Source organism: Bradyrhizobium genomosp. I (2014) (genome assembly GCF_000261685.1).
Lineage (GTDB): Bacteria > Pseudomonadota > Alphaproteobacteria > Rhizobiales > Xanthobacteraceae > Bradyrhizobium.
Map to the genome: position 1 here is coordinate 1 of NZ_AJQE01000418.1, position 19,489 is coordinate 19,489.

Sequence of the window (19,489 nt, forward strand, 5' to 3'; positions counted from 1 at the left end):
CTGTCCGAATTTGCGGGGCCAGCTCTAACGAATCAAAGGCTTGTCGTGGAGTAATTCACAGGGGCAGGTGATGAATACGCCGGATGACGTGACGGAGATGTTGCACCTGAGGGTGTGTGGGTGAGGTCTGAAGCGGATTGCGCGCCAGCTGGGCTGCAGACGGTGAAGGACTACGTGGCGCGGGTGGGTGAAGCCTTCAAGTCGCCTGAGCGGGCGAAGCGGGTCATGGCCTTGAAGGCTGGCTGCGCGAGAGGTTCATTCGACATCGCGGCAATGCGGATGCGGTCCGTCACGACCTGTTGGCCGAAAACGGCTTGGCGGTCAGCCGGCGAACGCTGCGACGCGCCGTGCAGCCCTACCGCCAGGCACTGAAGGCCGAAGCTCTGGCGACGACCCGGTTCGAGACGCCCCCGGGGCGGCAGCTACAGATCGACTTCGGCGAGCGTCTGGTCGATATCGGCGGGGCGAAGGTCAAAGCATTTGTGTTCGTGGCGACCCGCGCCGAAAAGCAAGAGCACTGGTTCGCTGGGCTCGAGAGCGCATTCACGACCTTGCCGGAGGAAGTGCTGAAGGACAATCCACGCGCGCTCGTGGTGCGCCACGACAGGTGAGCCGGTCGGTTCAGTTTGACGACAAGCTCATCACGTTCGCGAAGCATTGGGGCTTCCGTCCTCGCGCCTGCGCACCGTATCGGGCGCGCACAAAGGGCAAGACGGAGAATGGCGTCCGCTACGTGAAGAAGAGCGTGATCGCGGGGCATTCCTTCGCGAGCTGGGAGGCATTCGAGACGCATCTCGCCGAGTGGGAGGGCGGGGTGGCGAACGTACGTATCCACGGCACGACGGGCGTGGCGCCGATCACTCGCTTTGCGTGTGACGAGGTACACCGGTCGAAGCCGCTCGGCGTCGCTCGGATCGCCGCGCGAACTGGCCCGCGTCGTCGGCAACGATTGTGCTGTCGAGATCGATACGAACAACTACGGTACCCTGGCGGCTGATCAGCGAGCGCGTGGCGGTGACGGTCGCGGCTGGCGAGGTGCGCATCCACCATGGCATGCGCGAGGTTGCGGTCACAGGCAATCGGAGGATCGCCGGCTGCGGATCGTCGAGTTCGCCCACCTCGACGGGGTTGCCTGTCGCGATGGCGCGGTCTGCCAACCAGCAACCGCGACACCGACAGTGCCGGCGCCTTCACCACTGCCCTCGTTGTTACGTCCTCTTGCCGAATACGAAGCTACGATCGGAGGGAGCTTCTGATGGTGCGTACAAAGAAGGTCACCGAAGCACCAATCGATTGGCTGGGGGCCATGCTGGCGCGCTCGCAGCTCTCCGGCATCCGCGACCAGCTCGACAACCTGCCCGACGAGACGGCGCGCGTGAACCTGTCGGCGCGTGAGACGCTGATCCTACTGTGCGAGCGCGAGGTCGTGCGCAAGGATCATAGACGCAGCCGTCGATCGACCGAAGCAGATCCGCGACCTGGCCGCCGTCACGTTGGATCGCCAACGGCGAGAACGTGCTGCTGCTCGCGCGCTCGAGTCAGGTTCATGCTGCCCACCTCGCTACCCCCTTGGAGTTGAGTTTCTTTTTGACCCGGATCGCCAGACGATGGCCGCCGGAACCGCCGCGCCCTTGACTTGGGGATGTTCCAGATCAACCGCTTTGACCATCCACGGTGCGCCTTTGCACAGCTGCTGCGCAGGCAAGCTCTGTTCTTCGATCAGACGGCGAGCCGTCGAAGGACTGACTTTCAACGCAGCTGGGCGCGCTCGTCCTCTCGGTAGGCCGCGATGGCGTGTTGGTTGCGCAGACTGCGAACGCGGACGCGGACGCGGGCCCAACTGTTGCCACGCCCTGTCGACCTACTGGCGCGGTTGAGAACCGCGGCGATGATGCTGTCGGGCATCTGACGCGCGAGGACACGAACGAGATCGACCACATCCGCCGCGGTGCTCGCCGGTGCGGTTCCTCCTCACCTGCAATGCCGTGTGATCGCCGCCATGCCAGTGGACAATCAAGTCCAGCACCTCGTCGCGCATGCGCACAACGATCTCATTGATGAAGCTTCGGATGATCCTGTTGCGCGTCGCAGCTGTTGCACCCGGACTTTCCCAAGCTCTCTTGAGTTCGGAATCAAGCGCAAGTAACCGATCGCGATCGATGTCGCTCAACGTCATCTCCGGCGTAGCCAACAACGTGTCGCGCTTGCCCTCAAGCTCGCGGACAGCGACCAGGCGTTCGTTCCAGCGCCGCTCCAGCTCGCCGGCAACAAGGCGATTGTCCGAATCGACAGCCTCGTATCGCCGAGGAGCGCGAGTTGCCTCGTAGCGTGCCTGCTCCAGAGTCAACTCGAGCTGACGCAGCTTGTCGGCGTGTTCACAGCCGCGCGCTTCCATGGCCGCCAGCGCTGCCTGTATACCCAGCGGCTGCAGCCGCGCGATGACCTCCGCGCTGATCGCGCGATCCGCGCGCAGACCGCCTAATGAGATGCACGGGTCTCCACCATGGTTGATCTGGCTACCGCGGCAATGATACCGCCCGACAGTACTGTGCGTACCGCTGTAGGTAACGTGAAGTTTGCGGCCGCAGTGGCCGCAACGAAGAACCCGCGAGCCGGCCTTCGCCGCTGCGAACCGAGCCTCGACTCATGAAGCGTTTTCCGTTGGCGTTGTCGGTGATCAGGCCCTGATTCTTCTCGAACTCCGCCCACGTAATGTAGCCCTCATGGTGGTCCTTGATCAAAACCTCCCAGTCGTTGCGCTCGCGCCGGAAGCCCCGCACGATCCTCTTGCGGCCGGCCTCGATCGTCACCCGACTGCCCGAGCGCCCGAAGACATAGGCGCCAGCATAGGCGGGATTGGTCAGGATGTGGTAGATCGTATTGTACACTGGTAACTTCCATTCGACGTGGCGGCCCTCGGGGCCATGGCCGCCCCCCGGGCAAAGTGATTCGCTCCTGCCGTAAGCAGAGGTGGACCTGGCGCGGTGTCTGCATCTCGGCAAACTTGGTGAACACGAGTGCGAGCGCCTCCTGAATGCGCCGATCAGGGTCCTTGTCGATCCGATCGTTGGAGACCTTGAGATAGCCGATGGCGACGTTGAGGAAGAGCTCACCCCTGCGTGCCTTCTGCTCCAAGGCTTCAAGCGAGCGTTGCCGAACGATAGACAGCTCCATCTCGCTCATCGTGCCTTTCATGCCAGCAGAAGGCGATCGTTGGGATGGCGAGGATCGTCGACGCCATCCTCATCGACGATCAGTGTTCCAACGAGCCCGTAGAACTCCAGGAGCGTATGCCAATCCTGCCGTTGCGCGCCAGCCGAGAGGCCTCACTCGAGACCACAGCGCCAACTTGCCCTTCGCAAATGGCGGCGAGCAGCTTCTCGAAACCGGGACGCGCGGTGCCGCCACCAGAGCGACCGAGTTCGTCGTCGATTGCGGCCACCTCGCTCCAGCCCAGCTGCCGGGCAAGGTCGGCCAAGCCGTACTAGCGGCGCTCGCTCTCGCGGTTGTTGATGACCTGGTCTGCCGTCGACTGGCGAACGTAGACGACGGCCTCAAAGCAGATCCGCCGCTTCCGGTGGATCGTCTACTGGAGGCGCGTCTTCTTGCCGCGATCCTCGACCGGCTCCTGCACCCCCGCCACGTGCTGACGATCCGCGGCGACAGCTACCGACTCCGCGCCAAGAGTGGCTTCATCAAACCGCCGACCGCCGGTGACGGCCGTCCGGTCGGCTCCGCCTCCCTCCGTCCCGTCACCGGCGGAAGCGACCATCAAACGTCCGATGGTGGGGGCAGTTCTTCATGACGAAAAGGGGGCAGTTCCGGATGGCGTTCGACAGACTATGCTCAAGGTTGAACCCGGGCCAACTCAGCATCAAGGGCGGATAGATCCCTACCTATTCTGGGGAGGTCTTCGCTACATTGCCTTCTGATATGCTGCCCCGACGACTACAGTTTTCCAAGACAGAACGAAACAACATGACTCACCACGTGGATCTCGGACCTGGTGTGGCAAGCATACCAGCGCCAAGAAATCTTCCAAACCGTTCCGATCAGGGAGTGAGTTGGAACAAGTCCTACGAAGCCATCAACGCTTGTGGCCAAAAACCTCTTTTACGAGAGTTACTCACGCAACTACGTCAGCCTGCTGTCTTTCCCACTATGGCAAGGATCGCGGCGGATACAACTGACCTGGGCGTCAAGTACGACGAGGGCACGACAGCAACGTTTTCGCTCGATAGAGCTAACGCCGTTGTGCGAGCGATCGACACGCCTGACGATCAATCAATGCACGAAAGCTCTCGCGCGATCCCAAGTTGCGTTGTTCAGTAGGTCGACGGCGGCAGCGTCGTGGTATCCAGTCCCGTTGCCTTGATCCGACAATCGCGAATCGCGGCGATGATGCGCCGAGACAAGAACATCAAGGAGCGCGGACAACATGCGATAATTGGAAAGCCGCTGTACTACGCATATGAGTCTCGCAGACGAAAGCTCTCTCTGCCGGTGACCGCGGACACGACGTTGGCAATGGAGGTTTCGCACTTAGCATGTGTTTTGACCAAGAAACTTACGAGAACCGCTCAATACGAGACGAGGTGATGATTCCTTGCCTAGTCTGGACCTCGACGCGCGACACTTGGCTGGCTGTTTGCTCGTGCCGGAGCCCGGTTCAGGCAGCCATCGCCCGATGTTCGCCATGCCCTGACTTCTTCGCACTTGCAATATCAAAGGCGTCCTCATGTCATTCCCTTCGCGGACGGTTGCAGGCTGCCGAACCGTGTCGACCTTGAGAACGTCGGAGCTTCCTTGGGAAGGGCGGGGCGGGTTCCAGATAGGGCGTGGAAGCGCAGAAGCCCGCCAGGAATATGTAGATCCAAGCATTGCCTACCAAGGAGCCTTCGTCCGAAGTGGCCGTCAAAGTCAGCCGTCTGAGACAGGCGGAGATCTCGGAAGGGAAACCAAATGCACCCGGCGAGTCCCCGTCGGTGCATCCATTCCGCTCACCGTCAGATGTGTCGATGCCATGCTCCTCCTTGGAAGGCCAATGCCAAAACAGAGCCCCGAAACGACTTCATGACAGAAGAATCAGATATCAGATCTGCGAACGCAAACATTCGTGCAAGCACTGTCTGGACAATTGTGCTCGGCTTTGCCGCGGATCCGTTGATGCGTTGGAGCTGGCCTGACCCAAGGCAATACCTTAGAAGCATGCCTCAGTTCATTGACGCCTGTGGGGGCCGAGCATTTGCACATGGCACAGCCTACGTCGCGGGAGAGATTCGTGGCGCGGCCCTGTGGCTGCCTCCCAACGTGCAGCAAGATGAGGAGGCATTGGATGCAATCATGGCGCTATCCCTGCGCCCGGAGATTACCGAGGATATGGCACACTTGCGGCGGAGAATGGCCGAACATCGTCCCCACGAGCCACATTGGTATCTGCCACTCATTGCCGTCGATCCGAACTGGGTCGGAAAAGGGCTTGGCACGTTGCTGATGAACTACGCCCTTCAACGATGCGATGAGGACGGCATTGTTGCCTACCTCGAAAGTTCGAACCCTGAAAACATTCCCTTTTACCAACGTCACGGCTTCAAGGTCGTTGGTGAGATACAACACGGTTCTTCGCCGCCGCTCACGCCAATGTTGCGAACGGCTTCATTCCGACCCAGCAAGGCCGCGCCGCCGGATCGGCTCGTCACCCAGACTCAAGCATAGCTCCGCCTCATCCCGTTAGGATTGATTGCCAATAACCTGACATGACCGCGTTCGGTCAGGACGGCTTATGTTCGCGGCCAGACAACTGAGCACGTGAGGCGGCTCGCCGGGCCTGCGAAAAGCATACCAATCGTCTCTTCGGCAAAGTTGGCACGTCTGATGTGAGAGCTGGCGGGGTCAAATCCACTAAGCTGGGATATTGCCACGGGCGGCTGCATCGATTTGCGGTCGGGCTCCAGACAATTTTTGATCTAAGGCCACAGAAAGCGATGAATGGCGAGACGCGTATGGCTACCGAAACCCGATCCGGCCCAACTCAATTCGCGGACCGCGAACCGATCGATGCCAACATTCAGGATGTCCAGGGTTGCTGTTCCCCTGTTGGAGAATTTGCGACGCCACTTCCAAAGGTTTGAGCACATCTTGGCCGATCGCAGGCGCTGGGTCGTCGAGCGCACCTTTGCGTGGCTCGGCAGATGTGGGCATCTCTGCAAAGACTTCGAAGGTTCCGCCGCTACCGAGCTCGCCTGGCCGCTCGTCGCCCATCTGAGGCTCCTAACTCGCCGATTGGCCAGGCCTTGAGACATCTATGTTTTTTGAGTGAGGCTCTCAGGACAGGCGCTCGGCGAATTTCGAACCTCGACCTCGGGGCTGCTCCAACTGGTTAACTTGACTGTGCCGTCTTGACGAGTCTGGGCAAAGGCTTCTATATGTGGTGTCGTAGTGGTTTTAAATTCGCATATATGGTGGCACGGTGTTAGGGGGGAACCCATTGTGTCGGCAGCGGCTATTCCGAGGCATTAGCGCGACAGCGCTGGGAAGGCCGACAGCCGCAGCGACCCGCGAGCCAGGAAACCTACCGCGACAGAACCCATGTCCTCGGGCGGGGTGCCCGGTGGGTCGCTTGCAGCCGGGGACATTTGCCCGGTCCCCTCGCAAGTCGTCCGCACGGTCCCAGCCCCCAAATATCACGGGGTTGCCGATGTCGGCGTCTTACGATTTCGATCAGTATGGTCATCTCATTGAGCTGCCGAGTGTGCGGCAGCCCTCAGCGCAGGCAAAGCCTACCACACCTGAACTGTGTCTTGTGCAGCCCCCAGCATTGCCGGCTCCCCTGCCGAGGCCCCCCGCGCGATCGCCAACTCCGTCTGACCTTTCGCTCGATCGGTCGCGCGACGACCTGCTGACCTCGTTTGGTAGGCTGACGCTGACCGACCGCTATCTGCTCGCCGGCGAAGGCCTCCAGGACATGTTCGCCCGAGTGTCTTGCGCCTTCGCGGACAATGTTGCGCATGCCCAACGTCTATATGATGCGATGTCTCGGCTGTGGTTCATGCCGGCCACACCGGTGCTCTCCAACGGCGGCACGACGCGCGGCCTTCCGATCTCGTGCTTCCTTAACTCAGTGTCGGACTCGCTCGAAGGCATCGTCGGCACCTGGAACGAGAACGTCTGGCTTGCTTCCAATGGCGGCGGCATCGGCACCTACTGGGGTAATGTTCGCTCAATCGGCGAGAAGGCGAGGGGCGGCGTCACCTCGGGCATCATCCCGTTCATCCACGTCACGGACGGCCTCACGCTGGCGATCAGCCAGGGCTCGTTGCGGCGCGGCTCGGCGGCGGTCTATCTCGATATCCACCATCCCGAGATCGAGGAGTTCCTCGAGATCCGCAAGGCGTCTGGTGACTTCAACCGCAAGAGCCTCAACCTACATCACGGCATCAACGTCACCGACGAGTTCATGTGTGCCGTGGGCGCCGGCACCGCATTCGCTCTGCGCAGCCCGAAGACTAACGAGGTCGTCCGCGAGATCGACGCCCGCCAGCTGTGGCAACGCATCCTTGAGAACCGGCTGCAGACCGGCGAGCCTTATCTCTTGTTCATCGACACCGTGAACCGTGCGCTCCCCAAGCACCAGCGCGAGCTCGGCCTCGAGGTCTCGACCTCCAACCTGTGCAGCGAGATTACCCTGTCGACCGGCATCGATCATCGCGGCGAGGAGCGCACCGCGGTTTGCTGCCTGTCGTCGCTCAACCTCGAGACCTGGGACCAGTGGAATGAGGAGCCCGGCTTCATAGAGGACGTCATGCGCTTCCTAGACAACGTGCTCACGCACTTCATCACGGTGGCGCCGGACGGAATGAAGCGTGCCCGCTACGCCGCCCTGCGCGAGCGCTCCGTTGGCCTCGGCGTCATGGGCTTCCACTCGTTTCTCCAGGCCAAGGGCATTCCAATGGAGGGTACCTTGGCCAAGTCATTCAATCTGAACATGTTCCGAAAACTCCGTCGCGAAGCCGACGCCGCATCCGTGGCGCTCGCTCGCGAGCGTGGCCCGTGCCCGGATGCCCTGGAACGCGGCGTGATGGCGCGCTTCAGCCACAAGATCGCAATCGCGCCGACCGCCTCGATCAGCATCATCTGCGGGGGCACCAGCGCCTGCACTGAGCCGATCCCGGCCAACATCTACACCCACAAGACGCTATCCGGCGCCATCTCGGTGCGCAATCCGCACCTCGCTAAGGTGCTGGCCGCGAAAGGCGCCGACACCTCGGCGACCTGGGAGTCGATCATCGCGCACGACGGATCGGTCGCCCATCTCGACGTCCTGTCGGAGCACGAGAAAGCGATCTTTCGCACCGCCTTCGAGATCGACCAGCGCTGGATCGTCGAGCTTGCCGCCGACCGCGCCGCGTTGATTTGCCAGAGCCAGTCGATCAACCTCTATCTGCCGGCCGACGTCGATAAGTGGGACCTCCACATGCTGCACTGGACGGCGTGGAAGCGTGGGGTGAAGAGCCTCTACTACTGTCGATCAAAGTCGATCTCGCGCGCGGCGTTCGCCGGCAAGATTGCCGGGGATGCAACGCCGACGCAGCAGCCGGCGCGGCAGCGCACCGACTATGAGGAGTGCCTCGCATGTCAGTGATCGATCTATCGCGCGCCGATCCGCGCACGTTGATCGGCAAGGGACGCGTCGGCCTCCTTGACTCGACCGGCAGCTACGACGTCGATCGCTATGCCTGGGCTTACGAGTTCTGGAAGCGCCAGCAGCAGACCCACTGGATGGGCGAGGAGGTGCCGCTCGGCGCCGACCTCAACGACTGGGCTTCGGGCCGCGTCACCGACAGCGAGCGCGCGCTGCTCACCCAGATCTTCCGTTTCTTCACTCAGTCGGACATCGAGGTCGGCGACAACTATTTCAAGCGGTACATTCCGATCTTCCAGCCACTCACCGTCCAGATGATGATGGCCGCTTTCACTAACATGGAGACGGTTCATATCGACGCCTATGCCCTGCTACTCAAGACGCTCGGTATGCCTAAGACCGAGTTCGAGGCATTCCGCGGCTATGCGCAGATGCGCGCCAAGGCGGACTACATGCACGAGTTCGGCGTCGACAGCGTGGCGGATGTCGCCCGTACCCTGGCGATGTTCGGCGCCTTCACCGAAGGCATGGCCTTGTTCGCCAGCTTCGCCATGCTGCTCAACTTCCCACGCCACAACAAAATGAACGGCATGGGACAGATCGTAAGCTGGTCAGTGCGCGACGAGAGTCTCCACTGCGAGGGCATCATCAAGCTATTTCACGAATGGCACCGCGAAACCGGCGCGGTGACGCGCCCCGTCCGCGACGACATTGTCGACGTAGCCAAGACCATGGTGAAGCTGGAGGAGAACTTCGTCGAGCTCGCCTTCGGCCTTGGCAAGATCGAGGGGATGCTGCCTGAGCATATCCACGCCTACGTCCGCTACGTCGCCGACTGGCGACTGGCCCAACTCCGGATTGCCCCGGTCTTCGGCTTCTTCGAGGCGAAGGAGGGCGGGTTCACCCAGCTCAAGGCGCATCCGCTGCCGTGGCTCGTCGAGATTCTCAATGGCGTCGAGCACGCCAATTTCTTCGAGCAGCGCGCCACGGAGTACTCCAAGGCGGCGAGCCGCGGCAGCTGGGACGGCGAAGACGGGGTGTGGGCGACTTTCGGCCGTATCTAGCCCATTTTATTCATGCTAGCGGCATTGACAGCGGCAGGCGCCGATAGTCGTCGCCGTCACCCGCCAGCATGACAAAGGCATAGAACCGGACCTCCTCATCGTGGCGTCTTGATTGCAGCGCGACAAAGCCGGACACACAGATGGTTTGTTGGGTTAAGCCGGTACATGCGCTCCATTGCTGATGGCGGCTAGGGTTTACAGTATTTCCGCAGGTCGGTGAGGTGGGTCTCGTCAACCACCTTCATGAAGTCAATCAGCGCAACACGGCTACGCCCTTGAGCAGACGAATGTTCTCGATGATCGCCACGGCCGCCCCCCTCTTAGGGCTAGAGGGGATTACTATCACGCAATCGGAAGTTGTAAAGAGGGGCAACCCTGTCAAAGGGGGTCATCTTCATTGCAGCCCGGTCGGATCAGGCAAACCGATTTGTTCTTCATCCCCCTTCGCGTTTGATTTCGTCGCCGACCCACTGGCGGTCTTCCTCGGCCGTGGCTTCGCGGAGGTGATCTACTACGAGCAGACGCTGGCAATGCGGCTCGGATGACAGCCGCGTTTCTGTCCTAACACAAGAGTTCCGCTTCAGCGCTGCCGATCCACCTCTCGAGATTTTGCATCCGCTCTCCGAGGCGCTCCCAATTGATCCGCGCCAGCGGGGGTTCGGCAGGCTGATCGGGCGCAGAGATCGGCAGCGACGATGACGCAAGCCATCACGTCGTCGACGTTATGTCCCACCCTCGCACGAGCGCCGCTTCGACCGCTCGTCGGCCTTTCGTCCGAGGTGGCCAGTGCGGCCTCGACCTGGTCGACCAAGTCGTAGCACGAAGGTGCGCCCGGCTCGCACCTCGGCTCGCATTTCAGTGCGCTGCCTGTGCGATGAGCGTGCTGCGGCCGACCGGAACGATTGTAATCGATGACCTGTGTCTCCCTAAGCGAGGGCCGGGTTAACTACGACGGTCGACAAAACTATTTTTTGCCTCATCATTCTCCGACGGCCGGAAAGCCGACGGTGATGCAGGTGGAGGCACGGGGCCGGGAAATCGGCGCAGCCAGCCACTAAGCGGCTGGCGTTCGACCACGGCAGCACGCTTGAGTTCGCCGCGATCTCGCCGTGGCGCTGCGTCATAACCAGATCAGCCAGATTCCTTTGAACCACGCCTAACCAGCTCGAGCCGATGTACCGACAAGAAGCCGATAGCGCTATTGATGCGAGTCCCTGTTGCCAAGGTTTCTATGCCGCGATGCGGCTCAGGATATTGGTGCGAACCCGCGCCATTTTGGCGAAGATCGATCAATAGGTCGTGGCGATCACGCCACCCCACCGGTAGTTCACACGGACCAAGCCGATATCGACGTCCTGACCGATACGGGCAGTCCCTGCAAAAGTGCCCACCGGAACACCCACGAGTCCGGGTGAAAAAAAGAAATCCACATCCCGACGACCCATGAACAGGTGGTCGTATTCAACGCCGATGGACCAGTTCGGAGCAAAGCCAAATTCAAGGCCCGCCCCTACCGTGCCGCCCCAACGAGTTTCGCTGCCGTTGTCGATAGTGAGCCCGGTCGCAAAATCGGAGACCCGGTATTTGTCACGGACGACTGCAGCCCCACCTCTTACATAGAGCAGCACGTTATTCCAAGCATAGCCGACTTGGCCCGTGAACAGGCCGAATGCATCAAGCGTGGAGTCATCCCGGACGCCTGCGAAAGCAAGGTTCGCGTTGGAGCCCTTGAAATCGGCCCAATTGCCCTGCGTCTCCAGACCGAACACCGAGTTCGCTATTTGCCAGCGGTAGCCGATGTGACCGCCCACCGTGCCTCCCGTCGCATGATGGCGCCCCATGCCAACGGGCGGAGCGACGACCACGCCGCCGGCGTTGACCACGTCCCAGCACTGCCGACGTAGAAGCCGCTCCAATCATAGATCGGAATGACCGCCGGAGGCGCTTTGAAGTAAGGCCGCGCGGCCGGATCAACGGCAGAGGCAGGAGCAGCCAGCGTGTTGAGGGCTACCGTGCCCGCTAGCAATTTTTTTATTCTTCTGAATCCCAGTTTCGAATTCGACGCCCCCGACGGGATATTGACGACGATTGCCACGTTTCCGCCACCTCCATCAACTGCAAGGGTTGGTAGTTGACGGGGTCGCAAGCGCCGCCTGAGCGGCCGGTCGATGGGCAAAGTGCATGTCGGGTCGGTCGCGGATGCTGTCCGCCGACTGTTGATTAAGTGGCTTGACCCGAAAATGTCTAATCGCGGTTACCCGTCCTGCGCGGCTTCGAGCACATCAGCATGACAAGAGTCAGCGCATCGACAGCGAGTCAGTTTCCTGATTGCAGCTGCTCCGCGTGTCCTCGTTCCGCCCGTATCGACCGTTCGTCGGCCATTGGATGCAAGTGTTCCCGCTTACGGCGAAGCTTCGACGGACGAGCCGCATTCAATCCATTTCGTTCCGGGCGGACGATGCATCCGCAGTAAGACGGAGGCGTGTGTAGGGGCCGGCGATAAGGCTCGGCGCCGCATCGAGTTAAGAGTCCAGAATTTCTTGCTGCGGCTGGCCTTCTCGATCACGGCCAGTACCCTCTTCGATACATGAAATTTGAGCCGCGAAACAGGCCGAGCGACATCCCGAGAACTGGCTATTCCAGGAGCTCTCACAGAACTCCCGGCCGAGTTCGGTATTGAACGACTGCGCTCGGAGCGGCCGACTACGGCACCCATCTCCAACAGCCACGTGAGCCGGTTGCTGGAAGACCGGGCGCCGTGTCGTCTTCGCCTTCATCGTCACCGAGTTCGATGCAGAAGCTGCAACGGCGCAGTTCGGCAAGGTCGCCGATCCGCTCCGTCCCAAACTCGAAGCGGCGATGATCCCTGAGTGCGCTCTCGCGCATCCGAAGCTGAGCAAAGGCGTCAAACGAACGGCGCCTTCGAGAGCTATCGCACGCTCGATCCCGTGGCTCTGCTGGCGGAGATGAGGGACGCCAAGATCGAGCTCGGCACGCGTATCGGCGCCCGGCCGCCCCTTGCTTGCTGCCAACGGAGGGAGAGGCTACTGCGATAAGAAATATCATGTCTTGTCGATACGGGCTTAGTCGTGTCGCGTGATCATTTTCATTCACGACGCATCCTCGATTGTCGAATTAGCGAACCAGGTTCAAGGCATTCGCTTTTGCGGAAAATGCTACCCCCTGCGCCGAAATGTTACTGTCCGCTGCAATCGATTTGGTTCGGCTTGATACCCCGGAACTGTCCACGCAAGGCTGTGACTGTGATTTGTTTTGACGGGGTCTTCGTTGGCCCACCACGCATCATATTCATACGCTGATTTCGGGAGGGAGCGACCGATAAGCATCTCGATGTCGGCAAAGGTCATCTTGAGCGAGGCAGAGCTGTTTGCGACCAGCTTGTCTCTCAAAGGGTTATAGATCGACATCGGGCTCCCCCATCCAACGATCTCATATTATATAGCCAATCCGGACTTTTCGTCACCAATTGCGGATTTTGTCCGATATTTGTCGGTTTTCGTTCGCAGCGGCACTGACGCCGCCGCGACATCATGTCGAGCAGCAGCCACGTCTGCGCCGAAGGCAGGCGGACGTACCACCTTTTACGGCCCTGAACATCGGCCTGAGCGGCTCTCGAGCAATGAAGCTACCGAAACGATATAGCCTATCCGGAGACTTTCGTTCATCTCGATGTGTTAGGCCCGCTGGCATTGGCATATGTTCGAAGAAAAGCGCGAAGCCGTGCCTGCCATTGAGATGCCGGTTTCGGCTCTTGTGCTACAGCATCGCAAGTGGGCCGCCGGTCGGGTGGAGATATCCTCCGGTGGCCCTGACGGTCAGTTTCAATGCGCTGTCATGCTTTTAAGCGGCTAGCGTGGCCGCCATGGATCCGACAGGTGCATGCAGACGCTCGCCCCGCAGCACAGGGGAATTGCGGCTTTACCAGAATTAAGCAGCGCCTCGATGAGGCGACCCAAGCCCAGCAACAGGAACGCTGGTGCTTGAAATCGCCCTCAGGCCTCGGAGCTTCTCGGCGGCGCTCCAACTACTGAGAGCCTCGTGTGTTAGATACGTCGCGGCCAATTCATTCCAGGATCTCACGACCTGATTCCAGCTCTCTTTTCGGGCGGGCAAGAGCTCAAGCATCCTTTGCGCCTTGCGGGCAGCGGCAAACCTCCCGTCTCGCGTAGCGTCTTTCAGAATTCTCCGCACCAACACTTCGGTTCGCTTCCATCCGGCGCCCGTCGATCTATCCTCGGCCAAGGAAGCGAAGTACACTCGAAAGGTCAGGGCACGTTCGGCGGCGATGCCCGATGCCAAGCTTGGCTCGTTCAACCATCGGTAAAGAGACTCGAGCTGCTCCGAGTCGCCGAGCGTGAAAGTGTCATCATCCCCGAAAACCAAGAATGTCGCGAAACCGGCGATCTCAAGTTGCATGCCCAAATCTTGTGAGTCCAGCCAACGGGTGATTGCTTCTAGTGGAGACATAGCTTTGCTCTCCTGTGGGGTTGATCGCGATTCAGCCCGGAGGACACCGCGCGGGTCAACTACAAGAATTTGTAGCTGACGGAAATAAAGAGCTGTCAGGCGTGCCGCCGCTATGGTGTTTCTGCATTGAACGGAGGGATTTCCGAAGGACGGCTGAGCAGCGCCACCCCGCGCCGACGACTTGCAAATTCCGAGCCTCGTTACTCCAAGAGGCGCTTGTTCGATTGGAGAAGATTCGGCGGCTTGCGATATCCGTTGGAACATCAAGGACGAGCCCAACCCCGACCAGCTCGAAGGAATTGACGCTCTGAAGCACGGTCGCTAGGGCAAGGTTGTAATCTTTGAGGCGATCAGCGAACATGACGGATGTGCGGATTGACACTTCGACGTGGGAGCGCGAGTACGGGAAGAAGCCAAGCGGGCGCCGCTATCGGCGCTTCCGGATCATATCGCCCAGTATTGCAGTCAAAGACTATTAATTAAGAACGGAGATCCCAATGACGTTCCCCAGGGCGTGCAGGGGGGCAATAGAAAGGGCGCGGCAACGCGGTTCGGCTCAAATCGTGCTGCTACCGTGAGGGACCCTGACGAGTTTGACGATCGAACGCATGTTTTCCCGAGGGCTGAGACGGAACAAGAGCTTGGGATCACGGTCATAATGGAAAAGTGGATCGTCTCCCAATCCGTCATCAATCCAGCCTTTGACTCTAACGAGAGAGAAAAGACTGGCTAGCAGCTAGGCGACATCTCGCTCTCGACACTCGATCTCGCCGATTGCAGCCGCGATCGCTCGTGAATAAGGGAAGCGACCAAGGCCCGGCAGTTGGTCTCCCCGGTCACAGCAACAGTCCAGCCCTATCACTACAAGGCGCTGCTCCTTCCGAGCCCACCAAATTCGGTAGTTGAGGCGACCGCGGCAGATTTGCAGAGTAAGGCCATCTGTCGATCACAGGGGCGAGGCCGGAGCAAGCTTTATGGCTGGCGTTCAATACTTCGTGTCGCGCCATAAAGGCCGGTGGAAGGTTGCGCTCAATTTTGAGTACTCCGGCCCCTACGCCACTGAGGAAGAGGCGACCGCGTCGCCGTCGACGCCGCGGCAGGGCACGTCGCTCAGGTTCTCGTTCAAAGGGAAACCACCAATTTAGAATCGAGTGGACATATGGCCACGACCCATACCCCCACCAGCCAGCTAATCGCTGACCACATGAGATCGGCGCCGACCTTTCCCGCCACGCCCGCCCCGCAACACCAAAGCGCGTGGCATCAGCAGGGCGGAATCTCACACCGAACACTTATCCACTTTCCGACCGCGCTTCTGAGGCCGGCCCTGTCGAGCGCTGCCGTGCCAGGTTCTGCAGCGGGCGTGCCCTTGGTCTGCGTGGGGAACAAGGCGTTCGTCGCAGGTCAACAAGATCGGCGGCGTCAGCGACGCCAGCATCTACAAATGGAAGGCCAAGTTCTTTCAGCGTCGAGCCTTGCAACGGAAGCGCGCGGTTTCGTCGCGCCTAGAGTAGAATATTAACATTGCAACCGTCTAGGTTGTGTGCGACCATAGGCTTGGGTCTCAGAAACCGAAGACAGCATCAGTGGCCATCAATGGGCCAGCGTGCTAACAGCCCCGTTCGGCGGGGACGGTGCGCCCGTGTCCAAGGGCACCCCAAAAGCACATTGGCCGGTCACGATTACGGTTTCTGAACCCCGGCAGCCAGTCCGCTACCGGCATCAGAGCTAAAAGCAAAATCCATGAACCATCAGCGAATCTCGCGCCGCGTCGTGGCGATCGCTCGCGTCTGTAGTCTCGAAGTTCTGCACGACAACGAAACATCTCAGCAGAGGGCCGACCGGTTGATGGCACCGCACAAGCGGGGCAACCGTTGTCCGTTGTCAAATGATTTGAGGCTGATTAGGCGGCTGGCGAAAGGAGCGTCGGGCTCCTCAGGGGCTAGAGTTTAAGCGGCCTGCACTCGATGCTGCAAGCGAAGGTTGCGTCTCATCGGCGCTATCCTGCTCGAGCGGCGCCCAAGTTGAGCACCCGCAAGCAAGAGTCGCACGGGCGCATGTCCGTCGTCACGACGATACCCAAGGAAAAGGCGAAGGGGTTTGTTCGCAGGCTCGCTGAAGCTCTTTCCGGCAATCATAGTCAACGGCCCCGGGTTTGCCGGAGGCCATTTGGTTTAAGTTATGCCGCCTTGGCTGGTTGTTCCAGCATGGCGTAGTAGCGTTGCTCGGCTTCGGCCGGCGGGATGTTTCCGATGGGCTCCAGGAGCCGCCGGTTGTTGAACCAGTCGACCCATTCGAGAGTGGCGAACTCGACGGCCTCGAAGCTGCGCCATGGCCCGCGCCGATGGATCACCTCGGCCTTGTAGAGACCGTTGATGGTTTCGGCAAGAGCGTTGTCATAGGAATCTCCGACGCTGCTGACAGACGGCTCGACGCCAGCCTCAGCCAGGCGCTCGGTGTACTTGATGGATACGTACGTTAAAGTGCTGGTCAAGAAAGCTGACGTTTCATCGAAATGACTTTGGCTACCCTACAGGACATGAATTGCCGGAGAGCTGCCTAGTCGAACTCCTTCGCCGCTGATGTTCACGAGTTTAAGTAGGCCTTGTTGACCAGACCGTCGCCGAAGACCGGGGCTGACCGCCTTTGTCCCCGAGAGAGTCGTGCGGCACTCAACCCTCCCACTCTAGAAGCGCGCGTATGCGTGCAGCGATCCGCCGCGCGTCGTTCGGCCTAAGATTGGGCTTCACGCTGTCGAGGATGCCTAACACTGCCCGAGCCTCCTCGGCATCAAATGTCGCGACTTGGCGATCTGCCAGGCTCAAAGACTGATCGGCCGCCCGGGCCTGATTGGCTGTAAGCACCTCAAGCGCTTGCGACCGTAGGGCCGTGATGTGCCGCTCGAATATATGCATCCTTTGGCCCCATGGTTGGGAGTTAGCGGCCACGTGGCTCGGCGCTCAATCTGAGAGAAGAAGAAGCGCTGTCCCTACCACGCGCGCCGCTAACTCCACCGCCAGCTTCGGGAGGGAAGAAGGCTGTCGGTAGGATACATCCACCGCAAAAAGCCGTGGCACAACTACCAGAACTGGTTGCCGCATCACAGTCACGGTCGCCTGGCAATGGGGGCGCGACTCGGCGCCGAGAAGGATGCAAGGCAACCTACTGGGATTGGTCGGCACACTAACCCACGGCCGAGGTCCACACTGAGGCTCTTTTTTCTTGCAGATGGGAGAGACCCGAGTGACCAGCCGCATACGAATTCAATGCATCAACAAGACTGACAGGCAGAACCCTCACGAGCGAATCAAAAACGTTGGCGGAGTAAACCCGGACGGGTCTAGGTGGAAGCAATCCGTCGATCACACGATCAAAGAAATCGAAAACGGTGTATGGGAGTTCTATGTCGAGGAAAAGCGCACGGCCGATGTGATTGTGGCCGTCCACAACGGGCACAAGTACATCAAGACGAAGGCCGACGGCATTCAACCGGACAATTTGCTTTCACTCCCTGAGTGCCCCTAATTGTCGCAAGGATAAAGTTCATTGGCGATCCGGCTGATCAGTAGTATAATTTTGATAGAGCGCCTCCCGAGAGTCACTTGAAAAGGTTGGACGTGTACGCTCCTATCTGCCAGCCTTCCGTTCTGAGGTCAGCCAGGCTGGGAGCGGATCGCTCGATGCGGTCTCCCCGGTAGGCAGACCGGACGCCCGGTCCAGATACCAATCAATCGCCTTGCGATCCCAACGCTGAGTGCCGGGGATAGCCTCCGGTACCAAGCCCTTCTTAATCCACGTGTTGAACGCGTCCTTGGAGCACCCGCAATAGGCGGCTGCGTTGGCCTTAGTGAGGCCCCGAGGTGCGATCTGATCGGCGCGTAGTATCCGCTCCGAACGTCTCAGCTCTGCGGGCGAAGGTCTGTCACGCTGATGATCACCGTCCATTTGGACCTATGGTAGAAGTTAGCGGCAACGTGACTCCGCGCCCGAGCTGGAATTAGAGGCGCTGTCCCTACCACGCCCCGCCAACTTCAACATGGCCAGCGTCAAGCGACTGAAGCTGACGGCGGAAAGTATCGTCTGGGAAAGCCCGTGGCGCAACTACCAGGACTGGTTGCCGCCAGACGCTTGGGCGATCAGTCTCAGCGACCGGAAGCAACGCGGGCACGGCTCGGCGCCAGGTCAGGATAAGAATCGGGCGTTGTCCCTACCGCGCCCGCGCTGCAATTGAGATTAGCGGTGACGTGACTCGGCGCTCTAGCCCCCTCGCGTACACCGGGGCACGCACTGTCCCTGCCACGCGCCGCTAAGCTCAATGGCTGAGTATTCGGGCTAGCTTTCCAAAAGCTGACAAAGATCCGCGCGGAAAATTTACAAACGAAAAGCGGCCCGCTTGGGCCGTTCAAAGCTCAATCTGTTGTGGGCAATCATGCAGCCACGCAAAGACGCTCGCTAGACTGTAAGGCCGTGCGACTTCATGGCCGTCAAGCTTAATGGGGTGATCTTCGATAAGATAGAATTGCCCGTCGGCTGTTCTGACCATCCGATCTCTTAGCTCAAACCACACGCCCGTCGGCCACCTTTTATAGGATACTCGCGTCGCGAAATGGACCGCTTCAGCAATGTCCCGCGCGCGCAAATGCCTTAAAGGCTTAGCCTTTGGTGCCATGATTTCCTCGTCGGCTCAAGAGCCGCGCGGATGCGACTCGGCGCCTTTATCGGCTGGGGGGCTTAGATAGAGGCGCTATCCCTGCGGCATCCGCACTGCCCCGTGAAGTTAGCCCCTCGGATCATAAAGGCTAACCCACACCCTGCTTTCCCATGAACCTTAATCCGCTGGGAGCTGAAGTGCGGTTTAGCGAGAAAGCCGCCGTGCGTGGCCTACCTAAATTGATAGGCCAGACTGAGCGACTTAACGCCGCTCAGCCTGCCAGTATTTCAGCCTCGGTCTTTTGCAGATCGATCAGGCCGCATTAAAAAGGCGTTCGGCCCGCTTACGATCAGTGGCAGCCGCATCACGACGGCGGGTCGGATTGGCGCTCAGCCAATCTATTGCCCGCTTACGGCCGATTGGCGTCACGATTTCAGACACTCCCGGCTCCCACGTCTCTTCGACCAAATAGACTCGCCCGCCCGCCCGCCCGACCAACGGATTCGTTCGGCCTAGAAGGTTCTTAGTGTTGTTTGAGAGTGTAGGGGCGACGGCGCGTGCGGGAGGCCCATCTATATTGGTCCCAAAGCCGTTGAGCTATGCTCTGGTGCGTGAAGATGCCGCGCGGCGAACAGGATGGAAGTG

At 60.1% G+C, this 19,489-nt stretch carries 13 protein-coding genes, 3 pseudogenes and 1 riboswitch; of the genes and pseudogenes, 9 read left to right on the forward strand and 7 right to left on the reverse strand.

The genetic code is table 11. The annotated features are described in order from the left end of the window. Positions 1 to 314 precede the first annotated feature (314 nt). A complete protein-coding gene (locus IC50_RS40795) occupies positions 315 to 611 on the forward strand; it encodes a hypothetical protein (protein ID WP_125459292.1) in 297 nt (98 codons plus the stop codon). A 246-nt stretch (positions 612 to 857) separates the two neighbouring features. Here IC50_RS40795 and IC50_RS43550 read toward each other — a convergent pair whose 3' ends face one another. Beyond that, positions 858 to 1,157, reverse strand: a complete 300-nt coding sequence (locus IC50_RS43550) for a hypothetical protein (protein WP_028144341.1) — start codon at positions 1,155 to 1,157, stop codon at positions 858 to 860. 98 nt (positions 1,158 to 1,255) lie between these two features. On the opposite strand from IC50_RS43550, the gene IC50_RS43555 reads away from it, so the two are divergent. Then, complete coding sequence (locus IC50_RS43555) at positions 1,256 to 1,579, forward strand: hypothetical protein (RefSeq protein ID WP_014490252.1); 324 nt, start codon at positions 1,256 to 1,258, stop codon at positions 1,577 to 1,579. Positions 1,580 to 1,861: 282 nt separating this feature from the next. Here IC50_RS43555 and IC50_RS42685 read toward each other — a convergent pair whose 3' ends face one another. The 3 genes and pseudogenes from IC50_RS42685 to IC50_RS43570 form a co-directional block, all read right to left on the reverse strand. Beyond that, a complete protein-coding gene (locus IC50_RS42685) occupies positions 1,862 to 2,395 on the reverse strand; it encodes a transposase (RefSeq protein ID WP_011082845.1) in 534 nt (177 codons plus the stop codon). Positions 2,396 to 2,729: 334 nt separating this feature from the next. After that, a pseudogene (locus IC50_RS43970) lies at positions 2,730 to 3,113 on the reverse strand (recombinase family protein); the annotation flags it as partial. A gap of 140 nt (positions 3,114 to 3,253) precedes the next feature. Continuing rightward, a complete protein-coding gene (locus IC50_RS43570; protein ID WP_277996271.1) occupies positions 3,254 to 3,433 on the reverse strand; it encodes a recombinase family protein in 180 nt (59 codons plus the stop codon). Between IC50_RS43570 and IC50_RS43845 the strand changes: the two genes are divergently transcribed. The 6 genes and pseudogenes from IC50_RS43845 to IC50_RS36375 all read left to right on the forward strand — a co-directional run bounded on the left by IC50_RS43845 (position 3,350) and on the right by IC50_RS36375 (position 10,250). Next, a complete protein-coding gene (locus tag IC50_RS43845) occupies positions 3,350 to 3,805 on the forward strand; it encodes an ATP-binding protein (protein ID WP_277996270.1) in 456 nt (151 codons plus the stop codon). The genes IC50_RS43570 and IC50_RS43845 overlap by 84 nt on opposite strands. A gap of 1,268 nt (positions 3,806 to 5,073) precedes the next feature. Then, positions 5,074 to 5,715, forward strand: coding sequence for a GNAT family N-acetyltransferase (locus IC50_RS36355; RefSeq protein ID WP_043900134.1), 642 nt, complete (start codon positions 5,074 to 5,076; stop codon positions 5,713 to 5,715). Positions 5,716 to 6,150: 435 nt separating this feature from the next. Then, positions 6,151 to 6,297 (forward strand): annotated as a pseudogene (locus IC50_RS41800) (transposase); the annotation flags it as partial. Positions 6,298 to 6,422: 125 nt separating this feature from the next. Next, positions 6,423 to 6,593: riboswitch (cobalamin riboswitch) on the forward strand. A 104-nt stretch (positions 6,594 to 6,697) separates the two neighbouring features. After that, a complete protein-coding gene (locus IC50_RS36365; protein ID WP_014490246.1) occupies positions 6,698 to 8,641 on the forward strand; it encodes a ribonucleoside-diphosphate reductase subunit alpha in 1,944 nt (647 codons plus the stop codon). Further along, positions 8,632 to 9,705 carry a ribonucleotide-diphosphate reductase subunit beta gene (locus tag IC50_RS36370; protein WP_014490245.1) on the forward strand — a complete coding sequence of 358 codons (1,074 nt, stop codon included), beginning with the start codon at positions 8,632 to 8,634 and terminating at the stop codon, positions 9,703 to 9,705. Before IC50_RS36365 ends, IC50_RS36370 begins: the two co-directional genes overlap by 10 nt. A 287-nt stretch (positions 9,706 to 9,992) precedes the next feature. Next, positions 9,993 to 10,250, forward strand: a complete 258-nt coding sequence (locus IC50_RS36375) for a hypothetical protein (RefSeq protein WP_014490244.1) — start codon at positions 9,993 to 9,995, stop codon at positions 10,248 to 10,250. A gap of 744 nt (positions 10,251 to 10,994) precedes the next feature. On the opposite strand, the gene IC50_RS36380 is transcribed toward IC50_RS36375, so the two are convergent. The 3 genes and pseudogenes from IC50_RS36380 to IC50_RS36400 form a co-directional block, all read right to left on the reverse strand. Further along, positions 10,995 to 11,588 (reverse strand): outer membrane protein, encoded by a 594-nt coding sequence (locus tag IC50_RS36380; RefSeq protein WP_011082835.1) that lies wholly within the window; start codon positions 11,586 to 11,588, stop codon positions 10,995 to 10,997. A 1,293-nt stretch (positions 11,589 to 12,881) separates the two neighbouring features. Beyond that, positions 12,882 to 13,133 (reverse strand): DUF7662 domain-containing protein, encoded by a 252-nt coding sequence (locus IC50_RS41805; RefSeq protein WP_014490241.1) that lies wholly within the window; start codon positions 13,131 to 13,133, stop codon positions 12,882 to 12,884. A 3,239-nt stretch (positions 13,134 to 16,372) separates the two neighbouring features. Beyond that, positions 16,373 to 16,669 (reverse strand): annotated as a pseudogene (locus IC50_RS36400) (integrase core domain-containing protein); the annotation flags it as partial. A 767-nt stretch (positions 16,670 to 17,436) separates the two neighbouring features. Here IC50_RS36400 and IC50_RS36410 point away from each other — a divergent pair. Beyond that, a complete protein-coding gene (locus tag IC50_RS36410) occupies positions 17,437 to 17,718 on the forward strand; it encodes a DUF3892 domain-containing protein (protein ID WP_370057846.1) in 282 nt (93 codons plus the stop codon). Positions 17,719 to 19,489 lie beyond the last annotated feature (1,771 nt).

Excerpts from the sequence above, each read along its gene's own strand:
- IC50_RS43555 (WP_014490252.1), top strand. The coding sequence starts at position 1,256 with ATGGTGCGTACAAAGAAGGTCACCGAAGCACCAATCGATTGGCTGGGG.
- IC50_RS42685 (WP_011082845.1), bottom strand. The coding sequence starts at position 2,395 with ATGGAAGCGCGCGGCTGTGAACACGCCGACAAGCTGCGTCAGCTCGAG.
- IC50_RS36355 (WP_043900134.1), top strand. The coding sequence starts at position 5,074 with ATGACAGAAGAATCAGATATCAGATCTGCGAACGCAAACATTCGTGCA.
- IC50_RS36365 (WP_014490246.1), top strand. The coding sequence starts at position 6,698 with ATGTCGGCGTCTTACGATTTCGATCAGTATGGTCATCTCATTGAGCTG.
- IC50_RS36370 (WP_014490245.1), top strand. The coding sequence starts at position 8,632 with ATGTCAGTGATCGATCTATCGCGCGCCGATCCGCGCACGTTGATCGGC.
- IC50_RS36375 (WP_014490244.1), top strand. The coding sequence starts at position 9,993 with ATGTTCTCGATGATCGCCACGGCCGCCCCCCTCTTAGGGCTAGAGGGG.
- IC50_RS41805 (WP_014490241.1), bottom strand. The coding sequence starts at position 13,133 with ATGTCGATCTATAACCCTTTGAGAGACAAGCTGGTCGCAAACAGCTCT.